Genomic DNA, 25833 nt, shown 5'->3' with positions numbered 1-25833 from the left:
CATTAGCATTACAGTTCAGGGAATGCAACAAATCGTATACCTATTTTTATTTTATTCGAAATATTCGGTCAAAAAAAGCAGCGAAGTGCCAACTGCACCCGCCGCTTTTTCATCCATTACTTCAATACTTTAATTTCCACATTTTTACGTCCCCAATTAAGGGCTATTTTTTTTGTTTTGACAAATACATCAATACGATTTCCTTTAATCGAACCGCCCGTATCACCGGCAACCGCTACCCCATATCCTTCCACCCATACTTTTGTACCAAGCGGAATCACCTTTGGATCGACTGCGATTAGTTTTATATCCGGGTTTTTCTTCAAGTCAATTCCGGATGCCGTCTTTCCCGAACACCCTTTGCAATAGGCTGTAAAAGCACTTGCTTCAACAGTTAATGTTTTGACAACCTCATAGTCATCAATCGTTTCCTTTTTTTTCTCTTTTTCAGCCGGTACTTTTTTATTTTGAATATGGTCCGGTAATTTCAGCACGAAACCTTCCGTAACTTCTTCAATATCTTCAACCTCATTTAGTTCTAGCAATGTATATACTGATGTGTCATAAAGATCTGCAATTTCATCCAATTCTTCCCCTTTCTTCACTGTATGCGTAGCTGCGATTGCTCCGCTCGCGAAAAATAAGGTAGTGACCATAAAGAAGGCAAAGCTAAATAATAGTTTATTTTGAAACATACTAATTATTTCCCCCTGTATCTTTTGTCTATTTTGTAAAATAAAGCTAAATCCAAGTCTACACATTTAATATTTCAAAAAGATTACAGGGAGATAATATAAAAATTACAAAAATATCCTTTTCAAACCGAAAATGTAATATAAAAAAAGCTGTCATATAGGAATAATCCATGACAGCTTTTCATATGTTCATTTACAAAATTGTCGCTTCCGGTTCGTATGCGATTATTTCTTTAATTGTATTGCTTTCCCCCATAATGGCAACAGTTGGGGTATGTTCGGCAACTTCTTTATTATCCACATACACGTAAGAAATGATGATGACAATATCACCTTTTTGAACAAGACGGGCCGCTGCTCCATTTACGCATATAACTCCTGAACCGCGTTCCCCGGCAATAATATATGTTTCAAAGCGCGCACCGTTGTTGTTATTGACAATATGGACTTTTTCATTCGGCAGCATTCCAACTGCATCCAAAATATCTTCATCAATTGTAATGGAACCAACATAATTTAAATCTGCCTGTGTCACTTGGGCACGGTGGATTTTACTGTTCATCATCATTCTAAACATGGATTACTTCCCCTTTTAACGAAAAAATTAAATTATCGATTAAACGTGTTTCACCAATATGAACGGCAGCTGCAACAACGATTTGTTCAGTCTGATCATCGACTTCCTGTAAATCCGGGTAGGATAATATCATCAAATAATCAACGTGGCCATCCGTGTTGTCATGTATTATTTTCTTAGCCAGTGAAATGGCCGATTCCACACTTCCGGATTCCAACAGTTCCCTTTTTGCCAGTTGGAGCCCCTGCTGTATTGCAGGTGCCTGTGAACGCTCTTCAGCAGACAAATAAATATTGCGGCTTGATTTGGCTAAACCATCCTCTTCACGTATTACCGGAACAACACGGATCGTTACCGGAAAATTGTAATCGCGCACCATTGTTTGAATGATTGCCACTTGCTGGGCATCCTTTTGTCCGAAATAAGCACGGTCCGGCTGCACTAAATTAAAGAGCTTCGCTACAACTTGCAAAACTCCGTCAAAATGACCAGGTCGGGTCGCCCCGCATAAAATATGTGCCTGACGTCCTGCTCGAATAGTGATTCCTCCATCGTGCGGATACATTTCCTCTACAGAGGGTGCAAATATATAATCTACCCCTGCCGATTTTGCCAGTTCTGTATCACGCGGTAAATCTCTTGGATATGATTCAAAATCTTCATTTGGACCAAATTGTGTTGGATTGACGAATATGCTCATGATGACAAGCTCATTTTCGCTGCGTGCATGTGCTGCCAATGTTAGATGCCCTTCATGTAAATAGCCCATTGTCGGGACAAGACCAATCGACTGCCGGTTGTATTTTGCCGTTTTAACTACTTCACGCAGCTGGGCAATTGTTGTTAATACATTCATTATTTTACGCCTCCGTAAAGCTCGATTAGCTCCGTTTCTTTCATTGTGAAACTTTGTTGTAATGTCGGGAAAGCACCTGATTTTACTGCGTTTGTATAACTTGTAATCCCCTTCTCCACCTCATCACCTACTCGTGCAAATGCTTCAACAAATTTTGGTATGTGATGTTTTCCGTATTGCAATAAATCATGGAATACAAGTACTTGGCCATCCGCTTTTACACCTGCACCGATGCCAATCGTCGGAATCGTTAATTTTTGCGATACAGCTTCCGTCAACTGATGCGGAATACATTCAAGTACGACGGCACATGCGCCTGCTTGTTCAACGAGTAAAGCATCCTTTATTAACTTTTCTGCTTGCTCAGCTGTTTTGCCTTGCACTTTATAACCGCCAAGTACACCTGCCGATTGTGGTAGTAAGCCTAAATGTGCAACTACCGGGATACCGGCATTCGTTAATTTCTTAATAACAGGTACGATTTCATCTGCACCTTCAACTTTGAGGGCATTCGCATTCGTTTCCTGCATCATTTTCACAGCTGTTTTCAATGTTTCATTGATATCTCCGTGATAAGAACCGAAAGGCATATCGACTACGATAAAGGTATCCGGTGCACCACGGCGAACCGCTTTACTATGGTGGATCATATCTTCTACTGTCACACGCATTGTGGATTCATAGCCCAATACGACCATCCCGAGGGAATCCCCGACAAGAATCATATCAACACCTGCCGCTTCTGAAAATTTCGCTGCCGGATAATCATAAGCGGTAATCATGACAATTTTCTCGCCTTGCTCTTTCATTTTTAAAAACTGTGCTGTTGTTTTCATGTTCTTCCTCCTTAAGTGGAAAGAAAACAAAAATACCCTTCTATCTAAAATTAGACAGAAGGGTAGTACCATACGTAAATTCAATACATTCCATACTTAAAATGGAAATAATCCAACGACAAGTATAAAATGAATTCATTTATGCGAGTTTTCTTCCGTCTCTGTCTTGTGTAGATCAAAGCAGATTTTTTAAATGTTGACTAGCAGTTGCAGGTACAGTTCTATTAAGATACTGTCCTAAAGCTACTATAACAAGTTTGCAAGAAAACGTACAGAATAAATAATTAATGGAAATAATATTTCTACTTAGCTTTTACGGTAAAAGTTCAATATCCGCAGAGTAAATGCCTTTAATTTCCCCGTTCGCTTGACGAATTTCCAGGACACCGCTCTCAGTGATACTGACAGCTTCCCCTTCAACAACTTCCCGCAGTGTCGTTGCTTTTACACGCTTTCCGATTGTCCCCGAAGACTGTTCCCATAGCTGTTTTATTTGACCGAAGCCATTTTTCACGTATTCATCACTGTATTTCTCCAAAGATTCAAGCACATTGGCGACGAAATGTACACGTTCAATCGGTTCTCCTTCTTCAATCGCAATCGAAGTAGCAATCGTTTGTAACTGTTCAGGAAAATCATCTATCTTCTGGTTGACATTGATGCCTATACCAATTAACAATGCCTGGATACGATCAGCCTCAGCTACCATTTCAGTCAAAATTCCCGTTGTTTTTTTGCCGTTAATTAAAATATCATTCGGCCATTTGATTTCAGGAGTGAAATTTTTAAAACTGGATTTCATCGCTTCAACAATGGCTACAGCAGTGACTAGGGTAAATTGAGGGGCTTGGTGCGGGGCAACATCCGGACGAATGATGACCGTCATCCAAATCCCTTGCCCTTCTGTAGATTCCCATTCACGCATCATCCGCCCTCGCCCTGCTGTTTGATGCTCAGCGATGACAACCGTGCCATCCGGTGCACCAGCTCGGATAAGTTCATGCGCAACAAGCTGTGTCGACTCAACCGTTTCATAATAATGTACTTGGCGGCCATAACGTTCCGTCGTCAAAAATTGCTGCAATTGTCCCATATCCACTTTATCCGGTACAGATAGAAGTTTATACCCGCGTTTTTTTACTGTTTCAAACTCATAGCCTTCCTGCTTCAATGTTTGCATATGTTTCCATATAGCAGTTCGAGACACATTTAGCTCATCCGCCAACACTTGGCCGGAAATCGGTTCTCCTTCCGCAGTCAAAAACCGTTTCAAAATTTCATCCTTCATCGTGAAATGCATAAAACCATTCCTTTAATTGTTGTTTATCATTTTGTACTTCCTCATTTAAGACCGCTTCTACTGCTGCATCTAATGTCTGTTTAATCCAACTGCCGCGCTTTTTTGAGGACCAGTCCAACAAGTCTTTTCCTGTAATCGCAAGCTCATTTACATGCTGAATTGGCAATCCATTTTTTCGAGCCACTAATTCTTCATAACTCAATTCAAGTTTACAATTTTGCCAAATAGTAAACTGGAAGGACGTTTTAAGAACGATTGTATCATAGCGTAACAAATCAACAAGGCTCATCCCATTGCGTAAGCTTTCATAAGCATCCAAAACTGTTTTTACGAAAAGCTTATCCTTATTTGAACAGCGATACTTCGTAAGCAACGATAAATCGCTGCCGTTTACTAAACAAAAATATGCCCACCCAACTTGGCGATCTTCCGAATAATAATGTGCCCAATTAGAAGCAGTAAAATTGCCATGCAAGTAATCGCCCAATGTCGTTTTTTCCATGTAATCAATGCCGAATGACGCATGAGCAGATATAAAAATCTTTGAAAGTTCAACTTGAATGCGCTCGATTGCAACATACTCAATTGAAGCTGCTTTTTTCCTGATTGCTTCGAATGTATTTTCCTCGATTGAGAAGTGAAGCTGTGCAGCAAATCGGACAGCACGCAGCATTCGGAGAGCATCTTCTTCAAAACGCTGATCCGGCTCACCTACCGCACAAATAACTTTGCTATCGATATGTTGGCGGCCATTGTAATAATCGATGTACTCTCCTGATTGGCTAAGTGCCATCGCATTCATTGTAAAATCCCGGCGTTTTAAATCTTCTTGTAAATTACGAACAAATTCGACAGTATCCGGACGACGATGATCACTGTAAGTAGACTCTGTCCGGTAAGTTGTCACTTCGATTGGCTCTCCACAGTCCAGTACAATGACCGTTCCGTGAGCGATTCCAACATCAATTGTTTGTGAAAAGATCGTTTGAATTTCTTCAGGCATTGCACTCGTTGCGATATCGACATCATTATTTTCCTTTTTCAAATAATAATCACGTACCGCTCCACCTACAATAAATGCTTCAAAGCCGGCATGTTCAATCTTTTTAATGACTTCCTTTGCCGCTTGCCATTGTTGCGGAATCATTCTTTTTTTCAACCACACTTTCATATATCCGTTCATATTGTTCAACCATTTTTGTTTGATGGAACTGTTCGCGTACTGATTGTAGTGCGGCTTCTTTGAAAGCTTGATGTTTTTCTTCATCCTGCAGCAGTTCGACCGCATAATCCGCGACAGCCTGGGTATCACCAAGTGGCACCAAATAGCCGTTCACACCATCATTGATCACTTCAGGAATCCCTCCGATTGCAGTACCGATACCTGGTACACCGCATGCCATCGCTTCCAATAATACGAGCCCAAACGATTCTTTTTCTGAAAGCAATAACTTTAAATCACTGATTGCAAAAAGTTCTGTAATGTTTTCCTGCTTTCCTAAAAACAAAACATCATCCGTATAAGGTGAATCTTTAACCATATCTGTGACACGATGCTTTTCCGGGCCATCCCCGACTAATAATAATTTCGCCGGAATACGCTCACGAATCTTCAGAAATGACTCGACTACATCCGGCAGATTTTTTATTTTACGGAAATTCGACACATGGATAATTACTTTTTCATGCGGCAAAATACCAAATTGCTCTTTTAGATTGCCAGGGTCCACTGGCTTAAATACATCCTCATCGACGAAGTTATAAATTGTCTCAATCGGTTTTTTCGTATCGATTAAAGCATACGTCTGCTGTTTTAACGATTCCGAAACAGTCGTCACTGCATCCGAACAATCAATTCCATACTTGATTGCCTGCGCCAGCGTAGAATCTTCTCCCAAAACAGAAATATCTGTTCCGTGAAGTGTTGTGACAATACCAAAGTTCTCGCCGCTCATATGACGGGCCAATACCGCACAAACCGCATGAGGAATCGCATAATGAACATGTAATAAATCGAGTTTTTCCTCTTTTATAACATCAGCCATTTTACTTGCTAATGCAATATCGTATGGTGGGTATTGAAATACCGAATAATTATTCACTTCAACCTCGTGGAAAAAGACGTTTGAATAAATTTTATTAAGTCGAAATGGCACACTTGATGTAATAAAGTGAATTTCATGTCCTCGTTCTGCCAACATTTTACCTAGCTCTGTTGCAATTACACCCGAGCCTCCCACTGTCGGGTAACATGTAATACCAATTTTTAATTTCTTCATTCGGCTCCCCATCCTTTCAACAATACGATTTTAACTTTCTTCAAAATGATTTAACACATTTATAAAGTAAAATTGACTGGCTCTTTATTTTCTGCGCTCTTCTAAAATGCGCCAGTCAACAAAACCTTCCTGAAGCCCTTTTAATAAAATTTCCGCTGTCCCCATATTTGTCGCAAGCGGTATATGATACAAGTCGCATAACCGCACTAACGCCATAACATCCGGTTCATGCGGCTGCGCTGTCAATGGATCTCGGAAGAAAAATACCATATCCATATCATTATTGGCGATCATCGCACCAATTTGCTGATCTCCCCCAAGTGGACCTGAGCGAAACTTCGTAATCGGAAGTGCTGTTTCGGCTTCAATCATTGTACCCGTAGTGCCAGTCGCATATAGATCATGCTCTTTCAAAATACCGCGATAAGCAATCGCAAACTGAATTAAATTATCCTTTTTCCGATCATGTGCTATTAATGCAATTTTCATTATTATCAACTCATTTCTAAATGATGTTCTCTAATCCATAGATTAATGTATTGGTTTTCATTACCTCTTCAATACTAAATGTAACACCGCTCATAAAGCTTCCGCGATTTAAAGAATCATGACGAATCGTTAATAATTCACCTGTGCTGCCAAACAGTACTTGCTGGTGCGCTACTAAACCTGGAAGTCTTACTGAATGGATGTGCATTCCGTCATAGTTTGCGCCTCTTGCACCAGTATGTGTTTCTTTTTCATCCGGATGCCCTTGCTTTTTCGCCTTTCGTACTTCACTGATCATTTGCGCTGTTTTAATGCCGGTACCAGATGGCGCATCAAGCTTTTGATCATGATGCATTTCGATAATTTCCACATCCGGGAAATATTTTGCGGCATCTTTGGCAAATTTCATCATTAATATTGCACCAATCGCGAAGTTCGGCGCAATAATACAGCCTAATTGTCTTTCGGTTGCCATTTGCTGCAGTTCTTCAAGTTGTTCTTCGGTAAAACCTGTCGTCCCTACAACTGGACGTATATTATGTAGTAGTGCCTGTTTTGTTCGTTCATAAACACAAAGCGGATTTGTTAAATCCAAAAGCACATCCGGCTTTGTCTCACGCACAAGCTCAACAAAATTTGTATAAATCGGAACTTCATAATGATTCGGAAACTCTTCAAGTAGGCCCAGCGATGTACCGACCTCTTTATAGTCGAGTGCTGACACAAGTTCCATCCCGTCATTATTCATGATTGTATGTACTGCTTCTGTACCCATTTTGCCTCGTGCACCGGCAATTGCTACTCTAATTGTCATACTAAAATAACTCCTTTTTACTTTTAGTTGCTTTATCCTTGTTTATTTATTTTGAGTAATATGTTGCGTCATTCAACCGTTCATCCATATTGTTGTCAAATGCGACAAAATCAAACATAATAAACAATGTAACCTTTTTTCTGCTCCAACACATATATTCTTACTCAACCGATTTTAGGAGGTTTACTATGCAAGGAATAAAAATACAGAATATCATCGGAATTCTGATAGGATCCGCAATATTCAGTTTCGGTTTTGTCCACTTTAATATGCAAAACCAACTGGGTGAAGGTGGATTTAGTGGTATTACACTTATTTTATATTTTACACTAAATTGGGACCCAGCATTAATGAATTTACTATTAAATATTCCAATGTTTATTCTAGGCTGGCGTTTACTAGGGAAAAAATCATTTATCTATACGATCATCGGTACACTTAGCGTATCAGTATTCTTAAAAATCTTTCAAATTTACGAAGTCGATATGAACTTGCAGGATGATTTATTCCTTGTATCGTTGTTTGCAGGGGTATTTGTCGGAATCGGTTTAGGGATTGTGTTCCGATTCGGAGGGACAACTGGCGGGGTCGATATTTTAGCCCGTTTGGCAAATAAATATCTTGGTTGGAGTATGGGTAAAACGATGTTCGGCTTTGATTTCTTTGTCATAATCCTTTCCTGGATGACGTTTTTGGATGCCCGCTCGATGATGTATACATTAGTAGCCGTTTATGTAGGCGGTCGTGTCATCGATTTAGTGCAGGAAGGTGCCTATTCAGCAAAAGGCGCGTTTATTATTTCTGTTAAGTCTGATGAAATCGCAAACTTAATTACAAATAACATGGACCGCGGCGTAACCGTTTTTGACGGACATGGGCATTTTACAAAAGAGCATCGCGATGTTCTGTACTGTGTCATCGGCCGAAACGAACTCGTCCGGTTAAAAAACATCGTCCACGGCGTTGATCCACATGCATTTGTTTCCGTCATGGATGTTCGCGATGTAACAGGAGAAGGCTTCACACTGGATGATAAAAAGCAGCCTATCCATTAAGCCTTTTTTATAAAGTCCGTTGATTTAAGTGGACATACTTAGGTTAATGTTTGAATAATTATCAAAAGAAAAAGTCATTTTCCCTAATGAGAAAATGACTTTTTTCTTTTTTTTCAACTTTTTTACGTTAATGATTAATCTTCAGAAGACATGCCTGTGTAAATCAGGATTAAACGTAATAGCTCCATTATTGCTACAGCTGCTGCTGCCACATATGTCATTGCCGCTGCATTTAAAACTTTGCGTGCTGAGCGTTCTTCAGTATTGTTAATAATACCTAAAGATACGACTTCATTCATTGCACGCTTGGATGCATCGAACTCTACCGGTAATGTTACCACTTGGAACACAACACCTGCTAATAATAAAGCAATACCTAATAACAGGAAACCTGAAGATGAAGCTAAAATACCGATCAATACAAAAATCCAAGACATATTCGATGAAATATTAGCTACTGGCACTAATTTCGAACGTAATGTTAAAAACGAATAAGCCTCTGCATGCTGCATCGCATGACCAACTTCATGCGCTGCTACTGATGTACCGGCGATTGAAGAATTATAATAGTTGTCTTCAGACAAAGCAACCGTCTTAGTTGCAGGGTTATAGTGATCGGCCAAAAAACCTTTAGTCGGTACTACACGAACATCTGTTAAACCATGTTGATCTAAAATATAACGTGCTACTTGAGCACCTGTCATTCCTTTTTCAGCTGGAACTTTAGCAAACTTTTTGTACGTACTCTTTACCTTCATCTGCGCATACAACGGTAACAGCAAAATGATGATAAAGTAAATAATATACAACACTATTATCGAACTCCCTTTCTATCTCTTTCTATTCTTTAATTTTAAAGGCTTTCTAGTCTTGTTGCAAATATTCACGCTTACGACTTTCGAGAAAAGCAAAGATTATGCATGCCATCGAAAGCCAAAAAGTGAAGTACCCAATCTCGCTCGGATACTGGTAAATAACTCGGTAAAATGGCATTTGTCCAAACAAATAGTCGATTATATCGTTATGCAATGTCCAAATGGCCGCAACCATCACGTGCCACATTTTAAATCGATAATTCGGTAAATAAAGAACAGCCTGTACAGCCATTAAAAAATGTGAGGCCACAAGCATCCAACCGTCCGTTCCCAACTGTCCATTCTCCGCAAATGTGAGAAGATTCATCGCAACTGCCCATAATCCATATTTAATCAACGTGATAAAGGCAAGAACTTCCATTATTTTAAAATTTTTGCCGATCAGCCAACCAATAATAGCAAAACAGAAAAATAAACTTGCAGTGGGCGAATCCGGTACGAATATATAGTAAATCGGTTCTGTCACTGCCAACTGCCCTCGGTACCAGTAATAGCCGTAAATCGTACCAAGCAAGTTAATAATAAGCAGTAAGGTTAAAAAGGCACGATGGTTTAACACGTACCATAATTGCATCATATATGCTTTCATTTGTTCACCTTTTTCTCCTTCATTCTTCATCATTCCGTATTATGTATTCTGTGCAACTAAACTAAATATTGTACGTCTTTAATTATATATGTTCTCAATTGATACGCAAGCGCTCACTATAACATTGCAACTAAATGAAAATTAAAAAGAGAGTCAATATTCTGACTCTCCAGTGCAAAAAATTATTATTCAGCTTCTTTTAATCCTGCAATAAATTCAGCCAATACTTGAAGTTCTTCCTCTGTACCTGTAAATGCTCCACCAGGCATACCGCCACGGCCATTTACAATTACGTCCTGGACTTCTTCAGCTGTTAATTCATTGCCAAGAAGCATTGGTCCGGATACCCCTGCCAGGTCTCCACCATGGCACCCTATACATGATGCTTGGGCCTGATAGATTTCATAGCCTTCGGACGTTTCATCTACTTCAACATCCGGAAGTAAGCCTAAATGCTTATCCGTAATTTCCCCCTGTGCATCAACTGCTTCCCAATCAGTTGCCTGAACAGATTCCCATGTTGTATAAATAAGTGCTGCTACTGCCAACAACATAAATGCTGTCGGTAATGGTCGTTTAAATGGTCGACGTTCAGGTGTTCGATCTAAAAATGGCACTAATGCTAATGCACCAAATGCAATACCTGGAATAACCATTGCGCCAATGACGTTATATGGACCAGATGCATAAGAGTATTTTAAAAGTTGATACATTGACAGGAAATACCAGTCCGGTAATGGTATATACGATGCATTTGTTGGATCTGCCGGGCCTTCAAGTGGTGAAGGATGTGCGACAGTCAATAATAAATAACCGATTAGGAAAACTGCACCAACCATCCATTCTTTTAATAAGAAGTCAGGCCAGAAAGCTTCTGTTTTTCCTGGATACTCGGAATAATCTTTTGGCACGTTCGGCATCCGGTTACTCGCTTTTACACGTGAATCACCTACGAACTTCATACCTTTTCCGCGTTGCATAGTGTCCCCTCCTTAAAAAATAGTACAATTAGTTTCGAATCATAGAGGTCCTGAAATACCTTGGCGGCGGATCATGATAAAGTGAACTGCCAGTAGAGCAAATAATGCTGCCGGTAAGAAGAATACATGAATGGCAAAGAAACGAGTTAATGTTTGCGCCCCGATAATCGTGGAATCCCCAGCTAATAATATTTTTATTGTCTCACCTATAAACGGAACAGATGCAGCAATTTCGATACCTACTTTAGTTGCGAATAACGCTTTCATATCCCATGGTAATAAATAACCTGTGAAACCTAAACCTAACATAATGGCAAAAATACCTACACCAACTAACCAGTTTAATTCACGGGGTTTTTTATATGAACCTGTGAAAAATACACGAAGTGTATGTAAGAACATCATAACAATTACTAAAGATGCCCCCCAATGGTGCATACCACGAACGATTTCACCGAATGCTACTTCGTTTTGTAAATAGTAAACTGATTTCCAAGCATTCTCTACATCCGGTACGTAATACATCGTTAAGAACATACCTGATAGAATTTGGATTACTGTAATAAAGAATGTTAATCCCCCGAAACAGTAAACGAATGCTGAAAAGTGATGGGCAGGGTTAACGTGCTCTGGCACTTCATGGTCGGCAATATCACGCCAAATAGGAGTAATATCTAAACGTTCATCGACCCAATCATAAATTTTATTTAGCACTGTGTCGTACCCCCTAACTTATTTAGTTACTGTGTGTGTTAGCGATTTTTTTCCCAAGCATTAAAAAACCATCATTTTCTGACACTTCATACATATCCAGTGGTCCAAGAGGCGGTGTACCTTTAACGTTTACACCTGTTTTTTCATAACGTCCCGCATGACATGCACAGAAGAACTGATTTGCGTGTTCTGGATTACCTTCCCAGTTTACAGTACACCCTAAATGCTTACATACAGGTGAGATTGCGATGATTTCGTCACCTTCTTTGTAAACCCAAGCAGCATCTGCTACTTCTGATTTGTACCAACCATCCGTCTGTTCATACGAGAAGTCCACTTTAACTGGAACTTCTGTAATTTCGGCAATTTTTTTGCTTGTTTGTACAAAATCTCCATCTTCTTTTGACTGAAGAATTGGGTCAATAGCAAAACGTACCATTGGCATTAACATTCCTGCCGCCATAAATCCACCTACACCAGTAATTGTATAAGTTAAAAATTGACGTCTTGTAACTCGATTCCTACTCATCCTTTTCCCCCCTCTTACTAAAAGGTCAGTCCAACGGACATATACTTTTTAAAATAGTAAATAACTAGGACATATCTATGATATATCAACTGAATAAGTTGGTCAATATAGCATTCATTTCCAAAAGTGTAGTTTGTGAACATTTAATGAAACAAATGTTGCAGATAATTGCTCGTTAAATCCATATTTTCGTAAAAGTTGGGATGACTTGTTTTAACTGATCTTCCAAAATTCGCTGCTTAACGGCTTGATCCATGGACTCAAGCGGGATAGCTGGAAGCCAAATAATATTTAAATATTCTTTATATTCAGTCCATGAATGGTCACAGGTAATAAAGACCACTGCTTTAAAACCTGCTTCCTTCAGTTCTTTTTCCAATGTAGCTGGCATTGTATCTGACTTGGATCCCATCGTATATGAAAAGGGGGGGAATAATAAAAGACGACCTTTAAACTGCTGTTCTATGAAATTCGTCAACGTCATTAAATATTCTGAAGCAGAACTGCTCTGCTTCATTCCTTGATCCGAAAAATCCAAATGTACGAGCGGGACAATCGCCGTATCTATAAACTGCTTTTGTGCCTGAAACTGCTCTACATCTTTTACAATAAAGTTCATATTCTTTCCTCCTAGTACATATAAAACTTCTGAAAATAGGAAAGAAGTAATTTTTTTATAAAGTTCAAAATTACTTCGTATGCTTTAATGCCTGCAATAAATTAGATAACTCGAAAAAACGCTCTTTATTGCCCGAATCCAGCGCTTCATCAATTTCTTTCAATAATTGCTGTTCCTGGAACTCTAGAACACTATTTTCCAGCAAACGCTCTGCTGCTAGACGGTCTTTTTCACTGATAAAGATATCAGCAGGTACATAAGGATTCTCCTCCAGTACCGCCAAATACAGAGGATCAGGCGGTACACTAGGAAAATTCAACTGAAAATAAATTGCTTCATGAGCATTAATACGTAAATCATGGAATGCTTTTTCAGCATCGGATGTCATAATATTTTCTTTATAAAATCGGAATGGGATGCTCGTCGTCTCAATTGTCGACATAACAATGGAACGCGGGCAATAATGTGCTTCATCAACAAAGTGAACGTTTTTCAACAAGTCATCATTACTTAGTAAGTAATTTAAAATCCATACACCTTCACGTCTTTTTAACTGGAAATTTTTCAAAAACCACCTGATAAACAACTTTTTGTCATTCAGTGGTACGGAATATGTCAACATGCAATCCTCCCTTTACTCAAAGCGTTCTAATAAATCAGTCCATTGCTGTTCAGAAGGCTGTAATTGGACAAGTCGCTCTGCAATTTGTTTTGCTTCATCACGCTTGCCGTCCTCAACTAAAAACAGGAAGTACTTCTCTAAAAATTCAACATCATCGTTAAATTCATTATATGCCTCTTTATAAATTTCGTATGCTTTTTCGAACAGTTCTTCTTCATTATAAGCATTGGCCACAAATGGATATAAAGCGACCCATTCGAACTCATTTTGATGCAACTGTTCATATAGTGAAATAATTTCTTCATAACGTTGTTCCGTATTGTAAACAGACATTAATACTAAAATTGCTTCCATATATTCTGGATCCAAGGCAATAGCCTCACTTAAAAACTCTACCGCTTCTTGTTGTTTGCCATTTTTTATCGCCATTTTCCCCGCAAATAAATAGAGGGATTTATCGTATTCATCTCGTTTAAGACCTTCTTTAATCACTTTTAAAGCACGCTCATTATCCTCGAGCATTGCATAACTTTCCGCCAGCAGTAAATAAGCAGCGAAATAGTCAGGGTCCAACTCTTTTAAATCTTCCAATTGTTTTATAGCAAGCTCATATTTTTCCGTCTGGAAGGCTGCATAGGCCGAGCCAAACAGTAAATCTGCTGTAACTTCTTCTTCAAGTGCTTCCATATAATAATCGAGGGCCGTTTCATAACCTGCACCTGCACGGTAAACTTCCGCAAGACGTTGGGCTAAAATTATACCGGCAAACTTTTTATCGATTGCATAAAGCTCCTCATAAATTCGAACAGCCTCAGTAAAACGTCCTGTTTCAAATAATAATTCCGCTTTGGCAAATTGCAGTAAAGGTTCATGGGGTAAAATTTGCAGCGCATCATTAATTCGTTGTTCCGCCACTTCAAATAATCCCTGCATCTGATAATAGTCCGCCAATACTAACAATGCTTGAGGATATTCTGGTGCATCATCGGCAATTCCCATTAATAAATCAAGGGCATTATCCTCTTCACCTAGCTCAATTAGCACACTTGCTCGGTCGATTGAAATTTGCGCTTCCTCAGGAAATAAAAATTGCAAATGCTCAAATACGCGGTCTGCTTCATTTAAAAATCCATAATGCATAAGTGCTTCAGCTACTTCATATTGTGCTGCGGGTTCAGCATCCATTAAAAAAGATTCAAGAAGTCGGTTAATCTCCTCTAAATTTCCTTCTTGAATCGCTTGTAGTAATAGTTCCATGTGTAGTTCACCTTTTTCTTTTGTTCTCAATATTATGCTACATGACGAAGCAATGCATCACAAGAAAAAGAATCTGGATGTTTTATAAAATTCATCTTGGCAAAGTGAAAAGGAGATGTAAAAAGTGAGTTCTTTTTACATCTCCGCAAATCATTATTTTAAAATATTATTGATATGATCAAAAAAAGTTGGGTAGGAAACAGCGATACAGTCCGCATCATCCAATTCCACTTCTCCGTCCGCAATAAGGGCAGCGATTGCACCCATCATGCCAATTCGATGATCACCATATGTTCTTAAACTTCCGCCATGTAAAGGTGTTGGGCCTTCGATTATCATACCGTCATCTGTTGCTTCAATATTTGCTCCCAGCTTCTTTAACTCATTGACAACGGCATCAATACGGTTTGTTTCTTTCACTTTAAGTTCTTCCGCGTCTTTAATAATCGTTTTACCGGCTGCTTGTGTGGCAAGCAGCGCAATAATCGGAATCTCATCGATTAAGCGTGGAATAATAGCCCCTTCCACCGTCGTTCCTTTCAGATTGGAAGTTTCTATTGTGATTGTGGCAGTTGGTTCTGCCGCATTCTCGTCACCGATAGCAACCGACATTTTCGCACCCATCTTTTGAAGCACTTCCAAAATGCCGTCACGAGTCTCATTGATCCCCACATTTTTTAGAACAATTCGGCTGTTTTTCGCGATTGCACCAGCAACAAGGAAAAAAGCAGCCGAGGAAATATCGCCTGGCACATTTACATGTGTCCCATTCAGTGTTTGGCCGCCCTGCAGTGACACGACACCATCCTCAACTGTTACTGTTGCACCGAACTGTCGCAGCATACGTTCTGTATGGTCACGTGAAATCTCTTCCTCACGCACAACCGTTGTACCTTCTGCACGGATACCGGCAAGTAAAATAGCTGATTTCACTTGGGCACTTGCAACAGGCATTTTATAGTCAATTGCTTTTAACGGTCCACCCTGAATGGCAAGTGGCGTATACTGACCATTGTCGCGTCCGGCTATTTGCGCACCCATTAAGCGCAATGGATCTGCAACACGGCGCATTGGACGCTTACCAATCGATGCGTCACCTGTCATGATCGTATGTAATTTCGTGCCGGATAACAGGCCTAACATTAAACGTGTTGTCGTACCGGAATTTCCTGTGTAAAGCACTTCTTTCGGTTCTGTCCAACCGTCGATTCCTGGACTGTTTATCGTTACATCTGTTCCGTTCACTTCAATGTCTACCCCAAGCTTTTGGAAGCAGTCAATTGTACGCAGACAATCTTCTCCTAATAAGAAGCCGCTGACAGTCGTTTTTCCTTCTGCAATGGAGCCGAACATAACCGACCGATGCGAGACTGATTTATCACCTGGTACTGTAATATCTCCCCGTAATGACGGTTGACTGTATTGTAATGTTGTACTCATATGAACCCCCCTTTAAGAAATATAAGTATCGAACTTCGCCTTGTGCTCAATGCATTGTGCAGCACGTTCCCGGTCTTCGTTTGTCTGGAAACTAATGACTAAAATACCGAAAACATCGACACGTGTTTCAACGATACGAATATTTGTAATACTAATATTATTTTCTGCCAATAAGCCTGTCACCTCTGAAATGACCCCTGGATAATCCGGGATATCGACATATAAATCATACGGCATATATAAGGCACCGTTTGCAACCGGCAAGCTGTCCCGGACATCACGCGCTTCACTGAAGTAATTTTCGATTGCTTTCGCATCACCTTCAGCTAATAAATTGCGTACCCGCTGCATTTCTGTAAGCCAATTATCAAGCTGATCGACTAGTTCCTGCTTGTTTTGCATTGTAATGTCACGCCATAAAGCAGGGTTCGAGGAAGCAATACGTGTAATATCACGGAAACCCCCGGCAGCTAACGAAGAGGTCATCGGATACGTCTTTTTTTCACTATTTAGCTGATGTACTAAAGATGCTGCGATAATATGAGGGAAATGACTGACAACAGCCGTCATATGATCATGTACCTTTGCATCGACAACGACCATTTTACCGAGCGTAAATTTTAACAGGTCGTCCAATGCCGCAAGCTTTTCAAGTTCTTCTCCTTCATGAGGAGTCAGCATATAGTAGGCATTTTCCAGTAAATACGGCTTCGCTGCTGTAATACCGCTTTTATGGGAACCTGCCATTGGGTGCCCCCCGATAAATGTAATGCCCATTTGTCTCAGCTCTAATGCTTTTTCCATTATTTTCGCTTTCGTACTGCCTGTATCTGTAATAATGACATTGCGTTTTAATTCCCATGACTTTAACTGGTCCATAAAATCGAGTGTGATATTTACCGGTGTACCGAATATAATTACGTCTGCTTCTTTTGCAAACTCTGCAGGATTTTTAACTACTTCATGAACGACCTGTAATGTGTCTGCTAATTGTCGCGTTTGTTCATGAGCATCATAGCCGAACACTTTTGTATGTGGTGCCTTCTGCAGAGCCATCGCTACAGATCCACCAATTAACCCTAGTCCGATTACGAAGACATTTCGTGTCATGCAAGTACTCCTTGCTCATTTAAGACTTCTCCAAGCAATTTTAAAAATCTCGCATTTTGAGCTTCCGTACCGATTGTCACCCGAATATACCCTTCCAATCCTAGTGCAGCACCGCTTCGGATAATAAATCCGCGCTTCATCATTTCTTCAAATACTACATTACTCGGAGCCTTCACTTCAAACATCACAAAGTTTGTTTGAGAAGGGAAATAATTTAATCCGTGCTGCTCGCAGAACTCTACAAACTGCTTTTTGCCGATTTCATTTGCTTCACGACAGCTGGCAATGTATTCCTGGTCTTGAAGAGCGATTTGCGCAACTTGCTGACTTAGGATCGTATTGTTGAACGGCGCACGCACAGGATCAAGCTTCGCAATAATATCAGCCTGCGCAATCCCGTAACCGACACGGAAAGATGCCAATCCATACGCTTTTGAGAATGTGCGCAGTAAAATTAAGTTCGGGTAGTCACGGAAATAATGCAATGTATCTTTATAAGAGGCATCGTTAATGTATTCCACATATGCTTCATCCAATACTACAAAAACATCCTTAGGCACCTTTGCCAAGAAGGCACTTAATGTGTCATCCGATACGATTGTACCTGTCGGATTGTTCGGATTACATACCCAAACAACTGATGTTTTCTCATCAATTGCTTCTAGCATTGCTTCTAAATCATGGACACCGTTTTTCAATGGTACTTTACGCACTTCTGCTCCTTCAATCTCTGCATTATGCCAGTATTGAGAAAATGACAGGTCTGCCATGACTGTATTCACACCCGGATAAAGTAATGCCCGGGTAATGATTGCGATTAAGTCATCTGATCCATTCCCTAAAATAAGTTCATTTTCTGCAACACCATAAAAATTCGCCAACGATGTACGTAAGCTTTGTGCATAGCCATCTGGATAAATTGCATGATTGGACTCATCTTTTTGTAAAAATTGTTTTACTTTTGGTGAGCTGCCAAAGGGATTTTCATTTGAAGCAAGCTTCACGACTTCATCTAAACCGAAAAGCTTCTTTACTTCCTCGATTGGTTTACCCGGTTGGTAAGCTTTCATTCCAAATAACTGTTGTTTCCACTTCATCTTCAACGTCTCCTCTAACTTGCAATTATTTCACTAAATCTGGTCTTAACTTTACCGCATCTTCTAAATATACATGATGGATTTCTTTTTGTGGCGTATCCGTATTTACATGTAGTAATACTCGAATACATAATGGCAATGCACCCGGCACATCCATTTCATGCATACACATAATCGGCACATACTGCCATCCTGGCATCGTCCGTACCGATTTGGCAGGAAAGGCAGAATGAATATCCGGTGTTGTAGAGATTGTCACAGAGGCAATATCTTCCGGTTCAATCTTATTTTGTTTCGCAACTTCTTTCACAAGTCTTGCCGTTTCTCCCCATACATACTCGGCTTTATCTTCAACAATCGTAATTGCGCCGCGAATTCCACGAATCATTGCTACACCTCCGCTAATAATGCTCTTAGTTGACGATCAATTTCTCTGCATTGTTCAAGTTCAACTTTTTGGACAAATGGCTGTCCGATTGTTTCAAGCAGTACGAACTGCAATTGACCGTAGTCTGCTTTTTTATCTTTCAGTAAATATTCAGTCAGTTGTTCAAATGTAAATTCCTGAACAGCTTCAAACGGATAGCCATTTTCCATAGCAAAATGTAAAAAGCGCTTTGTAAATTGATGATTTACTTTTCCGAATTTCTCACTTAATAAAAGTGAAAAAATAAGGCCGATCATGACAGCTTCTCCATGGGCGACACGTCCATAGCCTGCAGCTGCTTCAATTGCATGTCCGTAAGTATGGCCTAAGTTAAGATACTTTCTGACAGACTGTTCTGTTTCATCCTGCTCAACAATAGTCGCTTTCACTTGAATGCCATGCGCCAAATAATTCGCCAATAGATCTTCCGGAAGTTCCGTAACATGATCACCTTCCAGCAGTTCTTCTACCCATTGTGCATCGGAAATCAGAGCATGCTTAATTACTTCTGCCATCCCTGAGCGCACTTCTTTTTCGGATAGGCTATGTAAGAATGTTATATCGAAAATTACGGCTTCCGGCTGGTAAAATGCACCGATCATATTTTTCCCTAATTCATGATTGATGGCTGTCTTTCCGCCAACAGCTGAATCATGCGCCAAAATTGTTGTCGGCACTTGGATAAACGGAATACCCCGCATATAAGTGGCTGCAACAAAACCGGCTAAATCACCGACTGCACCACCGCCGAACGCGATAATGAGTGATTTTCTAGTACACTTTTGCTTAAGTAAATATGTTTGGACCCTATTGTAGTTATCAAAGCTTTTACACTTTTCCCCTGCAGGCATAACATGTACTTCGAATATATAAGGGAAATTCGCTTCAAAATAGCTTTGCTGTGCTGTCCAAACATTTTCGTCTGTCAATACGATGATTTTATCGGCTTTAGTAAACAAGTCATGTTGTGCTGTTAAAGCTTCATGTAATATCCCTTTCCCAATCGTTACAGCATATGAATGTGAAGGAGTTTTTACCGGAATCTCCATATTAATACTCCTTCGTGTACTGACGCATTTCATCCAACTGCGCCTTTAATTGTGGTAATTGGTCACTATGGAACTGCTCAACAATTGCATTTGCGATTTCCCAGGCAATAACATGTTCCGCAACGATCGATGCTGCAGGTACTGCACAGCTGTCAGAACGCTCGACACTTGCTTTAAACGGCTCTTTCGTTTCAATGTCCACACTTTGCAACGGTTTATATAATGTTGGAATTGGCTTCATCACACCACGTACGACAATCGGCATTCCTGTCGTCATACCACCTTCCAAACCACCTAAACGATTTGTTGCTCGCGTATAGCCTTTTTCTTCATCCCATAAAATTTCATCGTGTACTTCCGATCCTTTTTTGCGTGCCATTTCAAAACCGATCCCAAACTCGACACCTTTAAATGCATTAATACTCAGCATTGCTGATGCCAGCTTTGCATCCAACTTACGATCATAATGTACATAAGAACCGATTCCAGCAGGTAAGCCTTCTACAATGACTTCTACAACACCGCCGATTGAATCCCCAGCCTTCTTCGCTTCATCAATAGCTGTAACCATTTTTGCCGAAGCTTCCGGATCGATACAGTAACATGGGTCATTTTCAATAATTGCACGGATTTCATCTGCTGTTTTTCCTTCTAATAAACTGCTGTCTGCTTTAATACCTACAATTTCCGTAACATGAGAAACAATCGAAATCCCAAGCTCGTTTAACAATGCTTTTGCCACGGAACCAACTGCAACACGTACTGTTGTTTCACGTGCACTTGAACGCTCCAGTACATTCCGTAGATCACGGTGACCGTATTTCATTCCTCCGACTAGATCAGCGTGACCTGGACGTGGACGTGAAATTTGACGTTTAATTTCAGATGGATCGATATCTTCCGGCAACTTGGCCGCACCCATAATTTTTGTCCAGTGTTTCCAGTCATCATTTGTTACGACTAATGCGACTGGTGAGCCTAATGTTTGCCCGTGACGGACTCCTGATACAATTTCCACTGTATCTGTCTCAATTTGCATGCGACGACCACGACCGTGACCACCTTGACGACGTTTTAAATCATAATTTATTTTTTCTGCTGTTACTGGAAGTAATGAAGGCAACCCCTCGATAATTGTTGTTAATTGTGGTCCGTGTGACTCACCTGCTGTTAAATAACGCATTAAACACTTTCTCCCTTCAACTCGCTAAAGTATGTATTTTTCACTATAACATATTTCAAATTAAATAACAGTACTGTTTCCGCTATTAAACAAGCTATTTTAGAATATTCTGAACGTTCCAACTAAAAAACGCCACATTTATCAGCAGAAAGAAACAAAAATACGCTTTTCGCTCTATTATCCGAAAAGCGCATTCATATATAGCTTTCTAAAGTATATCTCAACTTAAGCTTCTACGTTCGACAGAGCATCTATTATTGTACTATTATTTTTTACGGTAAAAAAATGTATCTTCAACTTCAAAATCATATTTTGCAGGATTAAATATCTGCTCTGTTGACCCTACAAATAAAATGCCACCTGGACGCAATGCTTTACTGAAGTTTGCATAGATCTGATCTTTCGCTTCTTCAGTGAAATAAATCATTACATTCCGGCAAACAATCAAATCAAAATTCGATTCATAAGGATCATTTAGTAAATTATGTTTCTTAAAATTAACCGTACGCTTAATCTCATCTTTCACTTTGTAAAACGGACCTTCTTGGGTAAAATACTTTGACTGAACAGGTCTTGGCACTTCTGCAAGAGACCGTTCCGGGTAAAGGCCCAACTTCGCTTTTTGGATAACATTTTCATCCAAATCCGTTGCCAGTATATTCACTTGGGATAACGGTAAGTGGTGGGACAACACCATCGCCAAACTATACGGCTCTTCTCCCGTTGAACAAGCAGCGCTCCATATTTTCAGACGTTTGTTAGATTGCAGCAGTAAAGGGAAAATTTTATTTTGTAATATTTCCCACCGTTTTCCGTTCCGGTAAAACTCTGAAACGTTTATTGTCATACGATCCAAAAATTCATTCATCAGTTCACGGTCTTTTATCAATGCATTATAAAAATCAACAAAGTCCCGATATCCCTTTTTTTCATATAATGATGTTAACCGACGTTTCATTTGCGCTTCTTTATAAAGGGCTAAATCAATGCCCGTTTTGCGCTTAATGCCATCAATAAATTGTACATAATCTGACATTATTCATCTTTCCCCTCATCTAACGTATGCCTATTATAGCTGAAAATTTCAGAACTCGAAACAGATTTCGCCCATAAACGTTAATCAATGTGTCTTTCCAGCAAAAGTTGTTTCGATTGTTCAAGTTCCAGCTTCATCTTTTCCGTTTCAGAATGGTAGCTCTGCAAACGAATCTGTTCAAGTTCGGCCTCTTTCTCCAACATTCTAATTTGCAGTTTCATACTCGATCGTTTATGTGCTGTCAGTATTGCGGTTAATGCAATCAAAGCCCCTGACCCGAAAATAATACATATAATAATAATATCTTCCATACGTTTCATTACGCTCCTCTAATGATTATTTTACTTGTCTGATCGATCTGTTAATTGTGTTTCAAGCAGTAATTGCTTTGTCTGTTCCAATTCAAGCTGCATCTTCGCTGTTTCTTTATCGTAAGTTTCGAGTCTAAGTTTTTCAAGTTTGATTTCTTTATCGAGACGCTTTAGCTCTATATTTTTATTTTTCGTATACGTGTCTGTTAATATTCCTACTACAGCGATTATTGTAATCATTGCCCAGAACATGGATGTCACCCCTTATGAATAGTTAAATTAGTAGAATAATTACTTTTGGTTATGCTCCAACAATATTTGCTTTGAATGTTCCAATTCCAGTCGCATTTTTTCTGTTTCTTTATCGTAATTTTCAAGACGTAATTGTTCCAGCTCAATTTCTTTCGTTAATTTATTTACTTCAATCCGTTTACTTTCATTGCGTGCATCGGTGATGACTGCAATCGCCCCTACTGCCATAACTGAAATAACGGCCAAAACCCACATATACATCCCCCTAATCTATCAGTACTTTTTATACGTATGTATTCCAAAAATAGTTTCATTATTCCGATTTATTATACCATTAATAGTCCATGTTTTTCCTGTTCCATATAAAAAAAGCTACCACTTAAAAGTGGTAGCTTTTTGTAAGTTTTATTATTCAGCGATTCCTTCTGGGAACCATAAACCGATTTCACGTTCAGCAGAAGCTAAAGAGTCAGAACCGTGGATTACGTTGTGTGATAAAGTTACAGCGTAGTCACCGCGGATTGTACCAGGAGCTGATTCTTCTGGCTTTGTAGCACCCATCATGATACGAGATAATTGGATAACGTTTTCGCCTTCCCAAACCATACCGAATACTGGGCCTGAAGTGATGAAGTCTACTAATTCACCGAAGAAAGGACGCTCAGCGTGCTCTGCATAGTGTTTTTCAGCTAAATCACGAGTTGGTACCATTAATTTTGCTCCGCGCATTACGAAACCGCGACGCTCAAAACGGTCAACGATATCTCCGATTACTTGACGTTCTACGCCATCTGGTTTAACCATTAAAAAAGTTTTTTCGATTGCCATTATAAACACTCCTTAAATTTGAGTAAAAGGTTTTACACCTACCGATAAATATTACCAAAATCCTACTCATACTGCAACAAATATTAGATTTGCCCATAAATTGGTTCATTCAATAACATATGTTGATTTCCATTGCGGGTCGGACGCTTTCCGCGGGCGTGGCCTGAGCCTGTAGATTCAGGCGTCACGCTATTCCCGCAGGAGTCGCCTCCCCTCCATTCCAATCAACTTGCGTTGATATTAAATTTTGCCATCACCAACTTATGATGATTCTATCAATTGGCTAGATTATTTTAAGATTTTCTCTTACCCATAAACAGCGCAATATCACGCAATTTTTTCTTCATTGGGTGCTTCGGCAATGCCTCGATTTCTTTTAAAGCCTTTTTTAAATACAAATTACTAATATGGGTTGCTTCTTTTATCGCTTCCGAATTCCGGACAAGGGCCAGCATATTTTGGCGCTCTTCTTCTGTTAATCCAGCTACTGCCACTTTCGTCAAATAAGGGGCAAGCTGCGGATCATCTTTCATCAACAATATCGGCAATGTGACATTCCCGTTCATTAAATCACTGCCAGCCGGTTTCCCGAGCTGCTTGTCTGTCGCTGTAAAATCTAATATATCATCTACTATTTGAAAGCTCATTCCTACAAAATAACCGTAACGTTTTAAATGCCTTGCTGTTTTTTCATCGGCACCACTTACGACTGCCCCAAGCTCACAACTTGATTCAATCAATAAAGCAGTTTTACGTTTAATACGTCGGAAGTAATCTTTCAAGCTTTGATCTAAACGAAACTTATCCTCAATTTGAATGACTTCACCATTTACTAGCTCAACCATTGTTTTAGCTAATATTTGATGGGCTCTTGGATTTTCAATGCTTGTTACATATTGTAATGCACGTGCAAATATAAAATTTCCTGTATACATCGCCACACGGTTGTTCCACTGTGCTTTCACTGTCTCCCGGCCACGGCGCATATCTGAATTGTCAATGACATCATCATGCACCAATGAACCCATATGAATCAATTCCAGGGGAACGGCAATGTTTTTCATTCGGTCAATATTATAGTCACCAAACTTGGCACTTAGTAACGTAAATACTGGTCGAATACGTTTTCCACCAGCTTGCAGTAAATGGACTGAGGCATCATTCAATAAGTGTGAAGATGAATTCAACGCTTGTTCCAATTCGTTTTCGATGACTTCTATATCTGATTTAATATCGGCATATAGCATTTTGATTTTCATCTTTTCCACGCGTCAAAACCTACTCCCACTTTTATTTCTTCTTAAAACCCATGTGCATAGCTGCTGCCCCACCGCTATATGGTTTATATGTGACATTTTCATAACCGGCTTCCCGGAACATTTGCGCTAATTTTTTCATGCCTGGAAAATCATTCGCAGACTTTTGCAGCCATGAATATTCTTTATAGCTTTTCGCAAAAATCTTTCCGAACAGCGGCATAATATGATTAAAGTAAAAACGGAAAAGTTGGCGGTATACCGGAATTTCGGATTGAGAAGTTTCCAGACATACGACCATTCCGCCTGGTTTAACGACCCGATTCATTTCACGCAATACTTGCATATAGTCCGGTACATTTCGTAAGCCAAAACCAATCGTCACATAATCAAATGTATTATCTTCAAATGGTAGTTCCATTGCATTTCCGTGAATCAGCTCGATATTCGGGATATTCTCGGTTTTCTGCTTGCCGACCTTCAGCATATTCTCACTGAAATCCAGCCCTTTTACTACCCCTTCTTCACCGACTGCTTTCGATAAAGCAATTGTCCAATCAGCTGTACCGCAGCAAACATCAAGACATTTCGAACCTTTTTTTACTGCCATACGTTTCATCGTATCTTCACGCCATCCAACATGCATTTGGAAGCTAATGACCGAGTTCATTTTATCGTAGCTCTCTGAAATGTTTTCAAACACTTCATGAACATGTTGTTCTTTCGATTTCGCCATTTTTTTCAAGACCTTTCTAAAC

Annotated in this window: 31 protein-coding genes; 1 reads left to right on the top strand and 30 read right to left on the bottom strand. The window is 39.7% G+C overall.

The window, feature by feature from the left end:
• Positions 1-116 precede the first annotated feature (116 nt).
• The 9 genes from MHH44_RS07255 to dapB all read right to left on the bottom strand — a co-directional run bounded on the left by MHH44_RS07255 (position 117) and on the right by dapB (position 7846).
• Positions 117-695, bottom strand: a complete 579-nt coding sequence (locus tag MHH44_RS07255; protein WP_065216954.1) for a 3D domain-containing protein — start codon at positions 693-695, stop codon at positions 117-119.
• A 193-nt stretch (positions 696-888) separates the two neighbouring features.
• Positions 889-1272, bottom strand: a complete 384-nt coding sequence (gene panD / locus MHH44_RS07250) for an aspartate 1-decarboxylase (protein ID WP_008404875.1) — start codon at positions 1270-1272, stop codon at positions 889-891.
• Complete coding sequence (gene panC / locus MHH44_RS07245) at positions 1265-2128, bottom strand: pantoate--beta-alanine ligase (protein WP_340798154.1); 864 nt, start codon at positions 2126-2128, stop codon at positions 1265-1267. Before panC ends, panD begins: the two co-directional genes overlap by 8 nt.
• Positions 2128-2964, bottom strand: a complete 837-nt coding sequence (gene panB / locus MHH44_RS07240) for a 3-methyl-2-oxobutanoate hydroxymethyltransferase (RefSeq protein WP_008404877.1) — start codon at positions 2962-2964, stop codon at positions 2128-2130. Before panB ends, panC begins: the two co-directional genes overlap by 1 nt.
• 313 nt (positions 2965-3277) lie before the next feature.
• Complete coding sequence (locus MHH44_RS07235; protein WP_014824298.1) at positions 3278-4264, bottom strand: biotin--[acetyl-CoA-carboxylase] ligase; 987 nt, start codon at positions 4262-4264, stop codon at positions 3278-3280.
• Entirely contained in the window at positions 4242-5447 is a 1206-nt protein-coding gene (locus tag MHH44_RS07230) for a CCA tRNA nucleotidyltransferase (protein WP_340798153.1), read from the bottom strand. Before MHH44_RS07230 ends, MHH44_RS07235 begins: the two co-directional genes overlap by 23 nt.
• The gene (gene bshA, locus MHH44_RS07225; protein WP_008404880.1) at positions 5371-6543 is read right to left on the bottom strand and encodes an N-acetyl-alpha-D-glucosaminyl L-malate synthase BshA; all 1173 of its coding nucleotides are present in this window, start codon (positions 6541-6543) and stop codon (positions 5371-5373) included. The genes MHH44_RS07230 and bshA overlap by 77 nt, the downstream gene beginning before the upstream one ends.
• A gap of 84 nt (positions 6544-6627) precedes the next feature.
• Entirely contained in the window at positions 6628-7032 is a 405-nt protein-coding gene (mgsA, locus tag MHH44_RS07220; RefSeq protein WP_014824300.1) for a methylglyoxal synthase, read from the bottom strand.
• Between the two features lie 16 nt (positions 7033-7048).
• Positions 7049-7846 (bottom strand): 4-hydroxy-tetrahydrodipicolinate reductase, encoded by a 798-nt coding sequence (dapB, locus tag MHH44_RS07215; protein WP_014824301.1) that lies wholly within the window; start codon positions 7844-7846, stop codon positions 7049-7051.
• Positions 7847-8034: 188 nt separating this feature from the next.
• On the opposite strand from dapB, the gene MHH44_RS07210 reads away from it, so the two are divergent.
• Positions 8035-8901: a YitT family protein gene (locus MHH44_RS07210; RefSeq protein ID WP_008404884.1), complete on the top strand. Its 867-nt coding sequence runs from the start codon at positions 8035-8037 to the stop codon at positions 8899-8901.
• Between the two features lie 134 nt (positions 8902-9035).
• On the opposite strand, the gene MHH44_RS07205 is transcribed toward MHH44_RS07210, so the two are convergent.
• From MHH44_RS07205 to MHH44_RS07105, 21 genes are all read right to left on the bottom strand, one after another.
• Positions 9036-9716 (bottom strand): zinc metallopeptidase, encoded by a 681-nt coding sequence (locus MHH44_RS07205; protein WP_340799490.1) that lies wholly within the window; start codon positions 9714-9716, stop codon positions 9036-9038.
• Positions 9717-9765: 49 nt separating this feature from the next.
• On the bottom strand, positions 9766-10365 hold the full coding sequence (locus MHH44_RS07200) for a DUF1405 domain-containing protein (RefSeq protein ID WP_340799489.1): 600 nt from the start codon (positions 10363-10365) through the stop codon (positions 9766-9768).
• 185 nt (positions 10366-10550) lie between these two features.
• Complete coding sequence (locus tag MHH44_RS07195) at positions 10551-11345, bottom strand: menaquinol-cytochrome c reductase cytochrome b/c subunit (RefSeq protein ID WP_340798151.1); 795 nt, start codon at positions 11343-11345, stop codon at positions 10551-10553.
• 39 nt (positions 11346-11384) lie between these two features.
• Positions 11385-12059: a menaquinol-cytochrome c reductase cytochrome b subunit gene (gene qcrB, locus MHH44_RS07190; RefSeq protein ID WP_340798150.1), complete on the bottom strand. Its 675-nt coding sequence runs from the start codon at positions 12057-12059 to the stop codon at positions 11385-11387.
• Positions 12060-12081: 22 nt separating this feature from the next.
• On the bottom strand, positions 12082-12588 hold the full coding sequence (locus MHH44_RS07185) for a QcrA and Rieske domain-containing protein (RefSeq protein ID WP_251688852.1): 507 nt from the start codon (positions 12586-12588) through the stop codon (positions 12082-12084).
• 175 nt (positions 12589-12763) lie between these two features.
• Positions 12764-13207, bottom strand: a complete 444-nt coding sequence (locus MHH44_RS07180; RefSeq protein WP_008404894.1) for a YpiF family protein — start codon at positions 13205-13207, stop codon at positions 12764-12766.
• A 70-nt stretch (positions 13208-13277) separates the two neighbouring features.
• Entirely contained in the window at positions 13278-13826 is a 549-nt protein-coding gene (locus MHH44_RS07175) for a ReoY family proteolytic degradation factor (RefSeq protein ID WP_014824302.1), read from the bottom strand.
• 15 nt (positions 13827-13841) lie between these two features.
• On the bottom strand, positions 13842-15086 hold the full coding sequence (locus tag MHH44_RS07170; protein ID WP_008404898.1) for a tetratricopeptide repeat protein: 1245 nt from the start codon (positions 15084-15086) through the stop codon (positions 13842-13844).
• A gap of 153 nt (positions 15087-15239) precedes the next feature.
• On the bottom strand, positions 15240-16526 hold the full coding sequence (gene aroA, locus MHH44_RS07165) for a 3-phosphoshikimate 1-carboxyvinyltransferase (protein ID WP_340798149.1): 1287 nt from the start codon (positions 16524-16526) through the stop codon (positions 15240-15242).
• A gap of 12 nt (positions 16527-16538) precedes the next feature.
• Entirely contained in the window at positions 16539-17636 is a 1098-nt protein-coding gene (locus MHH44_RS07160; protein ID WP_008404902.1) for a prephenate dehydrogenase, read from the bottom strand.
• A complete protein-coding gene (gene hisC / locus MHH44_RS07155; RefSeq protein ID WP_340798148.1) occupies positions 17633-18733 on the bottom strand; it encodes a histidinol-phosphate transaminase in 1101 nt (366 codons plus the stop codon). Before hisC ends, MHH44_RS07160 begins: the two co-directional genes overlap by 4 nt.
• A 25-nt stretch (positions 18734-18758) precedes the next feature.
• Positions 18759-19121 (bottom strand): chorismate mutase, encoded by a 363-nt coding sequence (gene aroH, locus MHH44_RS07150; protein ID WP_008404905.1) that lies wholly within the window; start codon positions 19119-19121, stop codon positions 18759-18761.
• Positions 19122-19123: 2 nt separating this feature from the next.
• Positions 19124-20209, bottom strand: a complete 1086-nt coding sequence (gene aroB / locus MHH44_RS07145) for a 3-dehydroquinate synthase (protein ID WP_340798147.1) — start codon at positions 20207-20209, stop codon at positions 19124-19126.
• Position 20210: 1 nt separating this feature from the next.
• Positions 20211-21392 carry a chorismate synthase gene (gene aroC / locus MHH44_RS07140; protein ID WP_340798146.1) on the bottom strand — a complete coding sequence of 394 codons (1182 nt, stop codon included), beginning with the start codon at positions 21390-21392 and terminating at the stop codon, positions 20211-20213.
• Between the two features lie 265 nt (positions 21393-21657).
• Positions 21658-22428, bottom strand: coding sequence for a CheR family methyltransferase (locus MHH44_RS07135; RefSeq protein WP_340798145.1), 771 nt, complete (start codon positions 22426-22428; stop codon positions 21658-21660).
• Positions 22429-22508: 80 nt separating this feature from the next.
• Positions 22509-22748 (bottom strand): hypothetical protein, encoded by a 240-nt coding sequence (locus MHH44_RS07130; RefSeq protein WP_008404912.1) that lies wholly within the window; start codon positions 22746-22748, stop codon positions 22509-22511.
• Between the two features lie 21 nt (positions 22749-22769).
• Complete coding sequence (locus tag MHH44_RS07125) at positions 22770-22991, bottom strand: hypothetical protein (RefSeq protein ID WP_008404913.1); 222 nt, start codon at positions 22989-22991, stop codon at positions 22770-22772.
• A 39-nt stretch (positions 22992-23030) separates the two neighbouring features.
• Positions 23031-23246, bottom strand: coding sequence for a hypothetical protein (locus MHH44_RS07120; RefSeq protein WP_008404914.1), 216 nt, complete (start codon positions 23244-23246; stop codon positions 23031-23033).
• 153 nt (positions 23247-23399) lie between these two features.
• Entirely contained in the window at positions 23400-23819 is a 420-nt protein-coding gene (gene ndk / locus MHH44_RS07115) for a nucleoside-diphosphate kinase (protein WP_008404915.1), read from the bottom strand.
• A gap of 293 nt (positions 23820-24112) precedes the next feature.
• Entirely contained in the window at positions 24113-25087 is a 975-nt protein-coding gene (hepT, locus tag MHH44_RS07110) for a heptaprenyl diphosphate synthase component II (RefSeq protein ID WP_008404916.1), read from the bottom strand.
• Between the two features lie 22 nt (positions 25088-25109).
• Positions 25110-25811: a demethylmenaquinone methyltransferase gene (locus tag MHH44_RS07105; protein WP_008404917.1), complete on the bottom strand. Its 702-nt coding sequence runs from the start codon at positions 25809-25811 to the stop codon at positions 25110-25112.
• Between the last annotated feature and the right edge of the window lie 22 nt (positions 25812-25833).

The organism is Solibacillus sp. FSL K6-1126 (genome assembly GCF_038003445.1).
In the GTDB taxonomy this organism is placed as follows: Bacteria; Bacillota; Bacilli; order Bacillales_A; family Planococcaceae; genus Solibacillus; species Solibacillus silvestris.
Note: the sequence above shows the minus strand (reverse complement) of the source record. Positions and strands in the feature narration are given on the sequence as shown.

Excerpts from the sequence above, each read along its gene's own strand:
- MHH44_RS07255 (WP_065216954.1), bottom strand. The coding sequence starts at position 695 with ATGTTTCAAAATAAACTATTATTTAGCTTTGCCTTCTTTATGGTCACT.
- panD (WP_008404875.1), bottom strand. The coding sequence starts at position 1,272 with ATGTTTAGAATGATGATGAACAGTAAAATCCACCGTGCCCAAGTGACA.
- panC (WP_340798154.1), bottom strand. The coding sequence starts at position 2,128 with ATGAATGTATTAACAACAATTGCCCAGCTGCGTGAAGTAGTTAAAACG.
- panB (WP_008404877.1), bottom strand. The coding sequence starts at position 2,964 with ATGAAAACAACAGCACAGTTTTTAAAAATGAAAGAGCAAGGCGAGAAA.
- MHH44_RS07235 (WP_014824298.1), bottom strand. The coding sequence starts at position 4,264 with ATGCATTTCACGATGAAGGATGAAATTTTGAAACGGTTTTTGACTGCG.
- MHH44_RS07230 (WP_340798153.1), bottom strand. The coding sequence starts at position 5,447 with ATGAACGGATATATGAAAGTGTGGTTGAAAAAAAGAATGATTCCGCAA.
- bshA (WP_008404880.1), bottom strand. The coding sequence starts at position 6,543 with ATGAAGAAATTAAAAATTGGTATTACATGTTACCCGACAGTGGGAGGC.
- mgsA (WP_014824300.1), bottom strand. The coding sequence starts at position 7,032 with ATGAAAATTGCATTAATAGCACATGATCGGAAAAAGGATAATTTAATT.
- dapB (WP_014824301.1), bottom strand. The coding sequence starts at position 7,846 with ATGACAATTAGAGTAGCAATTGCCGGTGCACGAGGCAAAATGGGTACA.
- MHH44_RS07210 (WP_008404884.1), top strand. The coding sequence starts at position 8,035 with ATGCAAGGAATAAAAATACAGAATATCATCGGAATTCTGATAGGATCC.
- MHH44_RS07200 (WP_340799489.1), bottom strand. The coding sequence starts at position 10,365 with ATGAAAGCATATATGATGCAATTATGGTACGTGTTAAACCATCGTGCC.
- MHH44_RS07195 (WP_340798151.1), bottom strand. The coding sequence starts at position 11,345 with ATGCAACGCGGAAAAGGTATGAAGTTCGTAGGTGATTCACGTGTAAAA.
- MHH44_RS07185 (WP_251688852.1), bottom strand. The coding sequence starts at position 12,588 with ATGAGTAGGAATCGAGTTACAAGACGTCAATTTTTAACTTATACAATT.
- MHH44_RS07180 (WP_008404894.1), bottom strand. The coding sequence starts at position 13,207 with ATGAACTTTATTGTAAAAGATGTAGAGCAGTTTCAGGCACAAAAGCAG.
- MHH44_RS07170 (WP_008404898.1), bottom strand. The coding sequence starts at position 15,086 with ATGGAACTATTACTACAAGCGATTCAAGAAGGAAATTTAGAGGAGATT.
- aroA (WP_340798149.1), bottom strand. The coding sequence starts at position 16,526 with ATGAGTACAACATTACAATACAGTCAACCGTCATTACGGGGAGATATT.
- MHH44_RS07160 (WP_008404902.1), bottom strand. The coding sequence starts at position 17,636 with ATGACACGAAATGTCTTCGTAATCGGACTAGGGTTAATTGGTGGATCT.
- hisC (WP_340798148.1), bottom strand. The coding sequence starts at position 18,733 with ATGAAGTGGAAACAACAGTTATTTGGAATGAAAGCTTACCAACCGGGT.
- aroH (WP_008404905.1), bottom strand. The coding sequence starts at position 19,121 with ATGATTCGTGGAATTCGCGGCGCAATTACGATTGTTGAAGATAAAGCC.
- aroB (WP_340798147.1), bottom strand. The coding sequence starts at position 20,209 with ATGGAGATTCCGGTAAAAACTCCTTCACATTCATATGCTGTAACGATT.
- aroC (WP_340798146.1), bottom strand. The coding sequence starts at position 21,392 with ATGCGTTATTTAACAGCAGGTGAGTCACACGGACCACAATTAACAACA.
- MHH44_RS07135 (WP_340798145.1), bottom strand. The coding sequence starts at position 22,428 with ATGTCAGATTATGTACAATTTATTGATGGCATTAAGCGCAAAACGGGC.
- MHH44_RS07130 (WP_008404912.1), bottom strand. The coding sequence starts at position 22,748 with ATGAAACGTATGGAAGATATTATTATTATATGTATTATTTTCGGGTCA.
- MHH44_RS07125 (WP_008404913.1), bottom strand. The coding sequence starts at position 22,991 with ATGTTCTGGGCAATGATTACAATAATCGCTGTAGTAGGAATATTAACA.
- MHH44_RS07120 (WP_008404914.1), bottom strand. The coding sequence starts at position 23,246 with ATGTGGGTTTTGGCCGTTATTTCAGTTATGGCAGTAGGGGCGATTGCA.
- ndk (WP_008404915.1), bottom strand. The coding sequence starts at position 23,819 with ATGGCAATCGAAAAAACTTTTTTAATGGTTAAACCAGATGGCGTAGAA.
- MHH44_RS07105 (WP_008404917.1), bottom strand. The coding sequence starts at position 25,811 with ATGGCGAAATCGAAAGAACAACATGTTCATGAAGTGTTTGAAAACATT.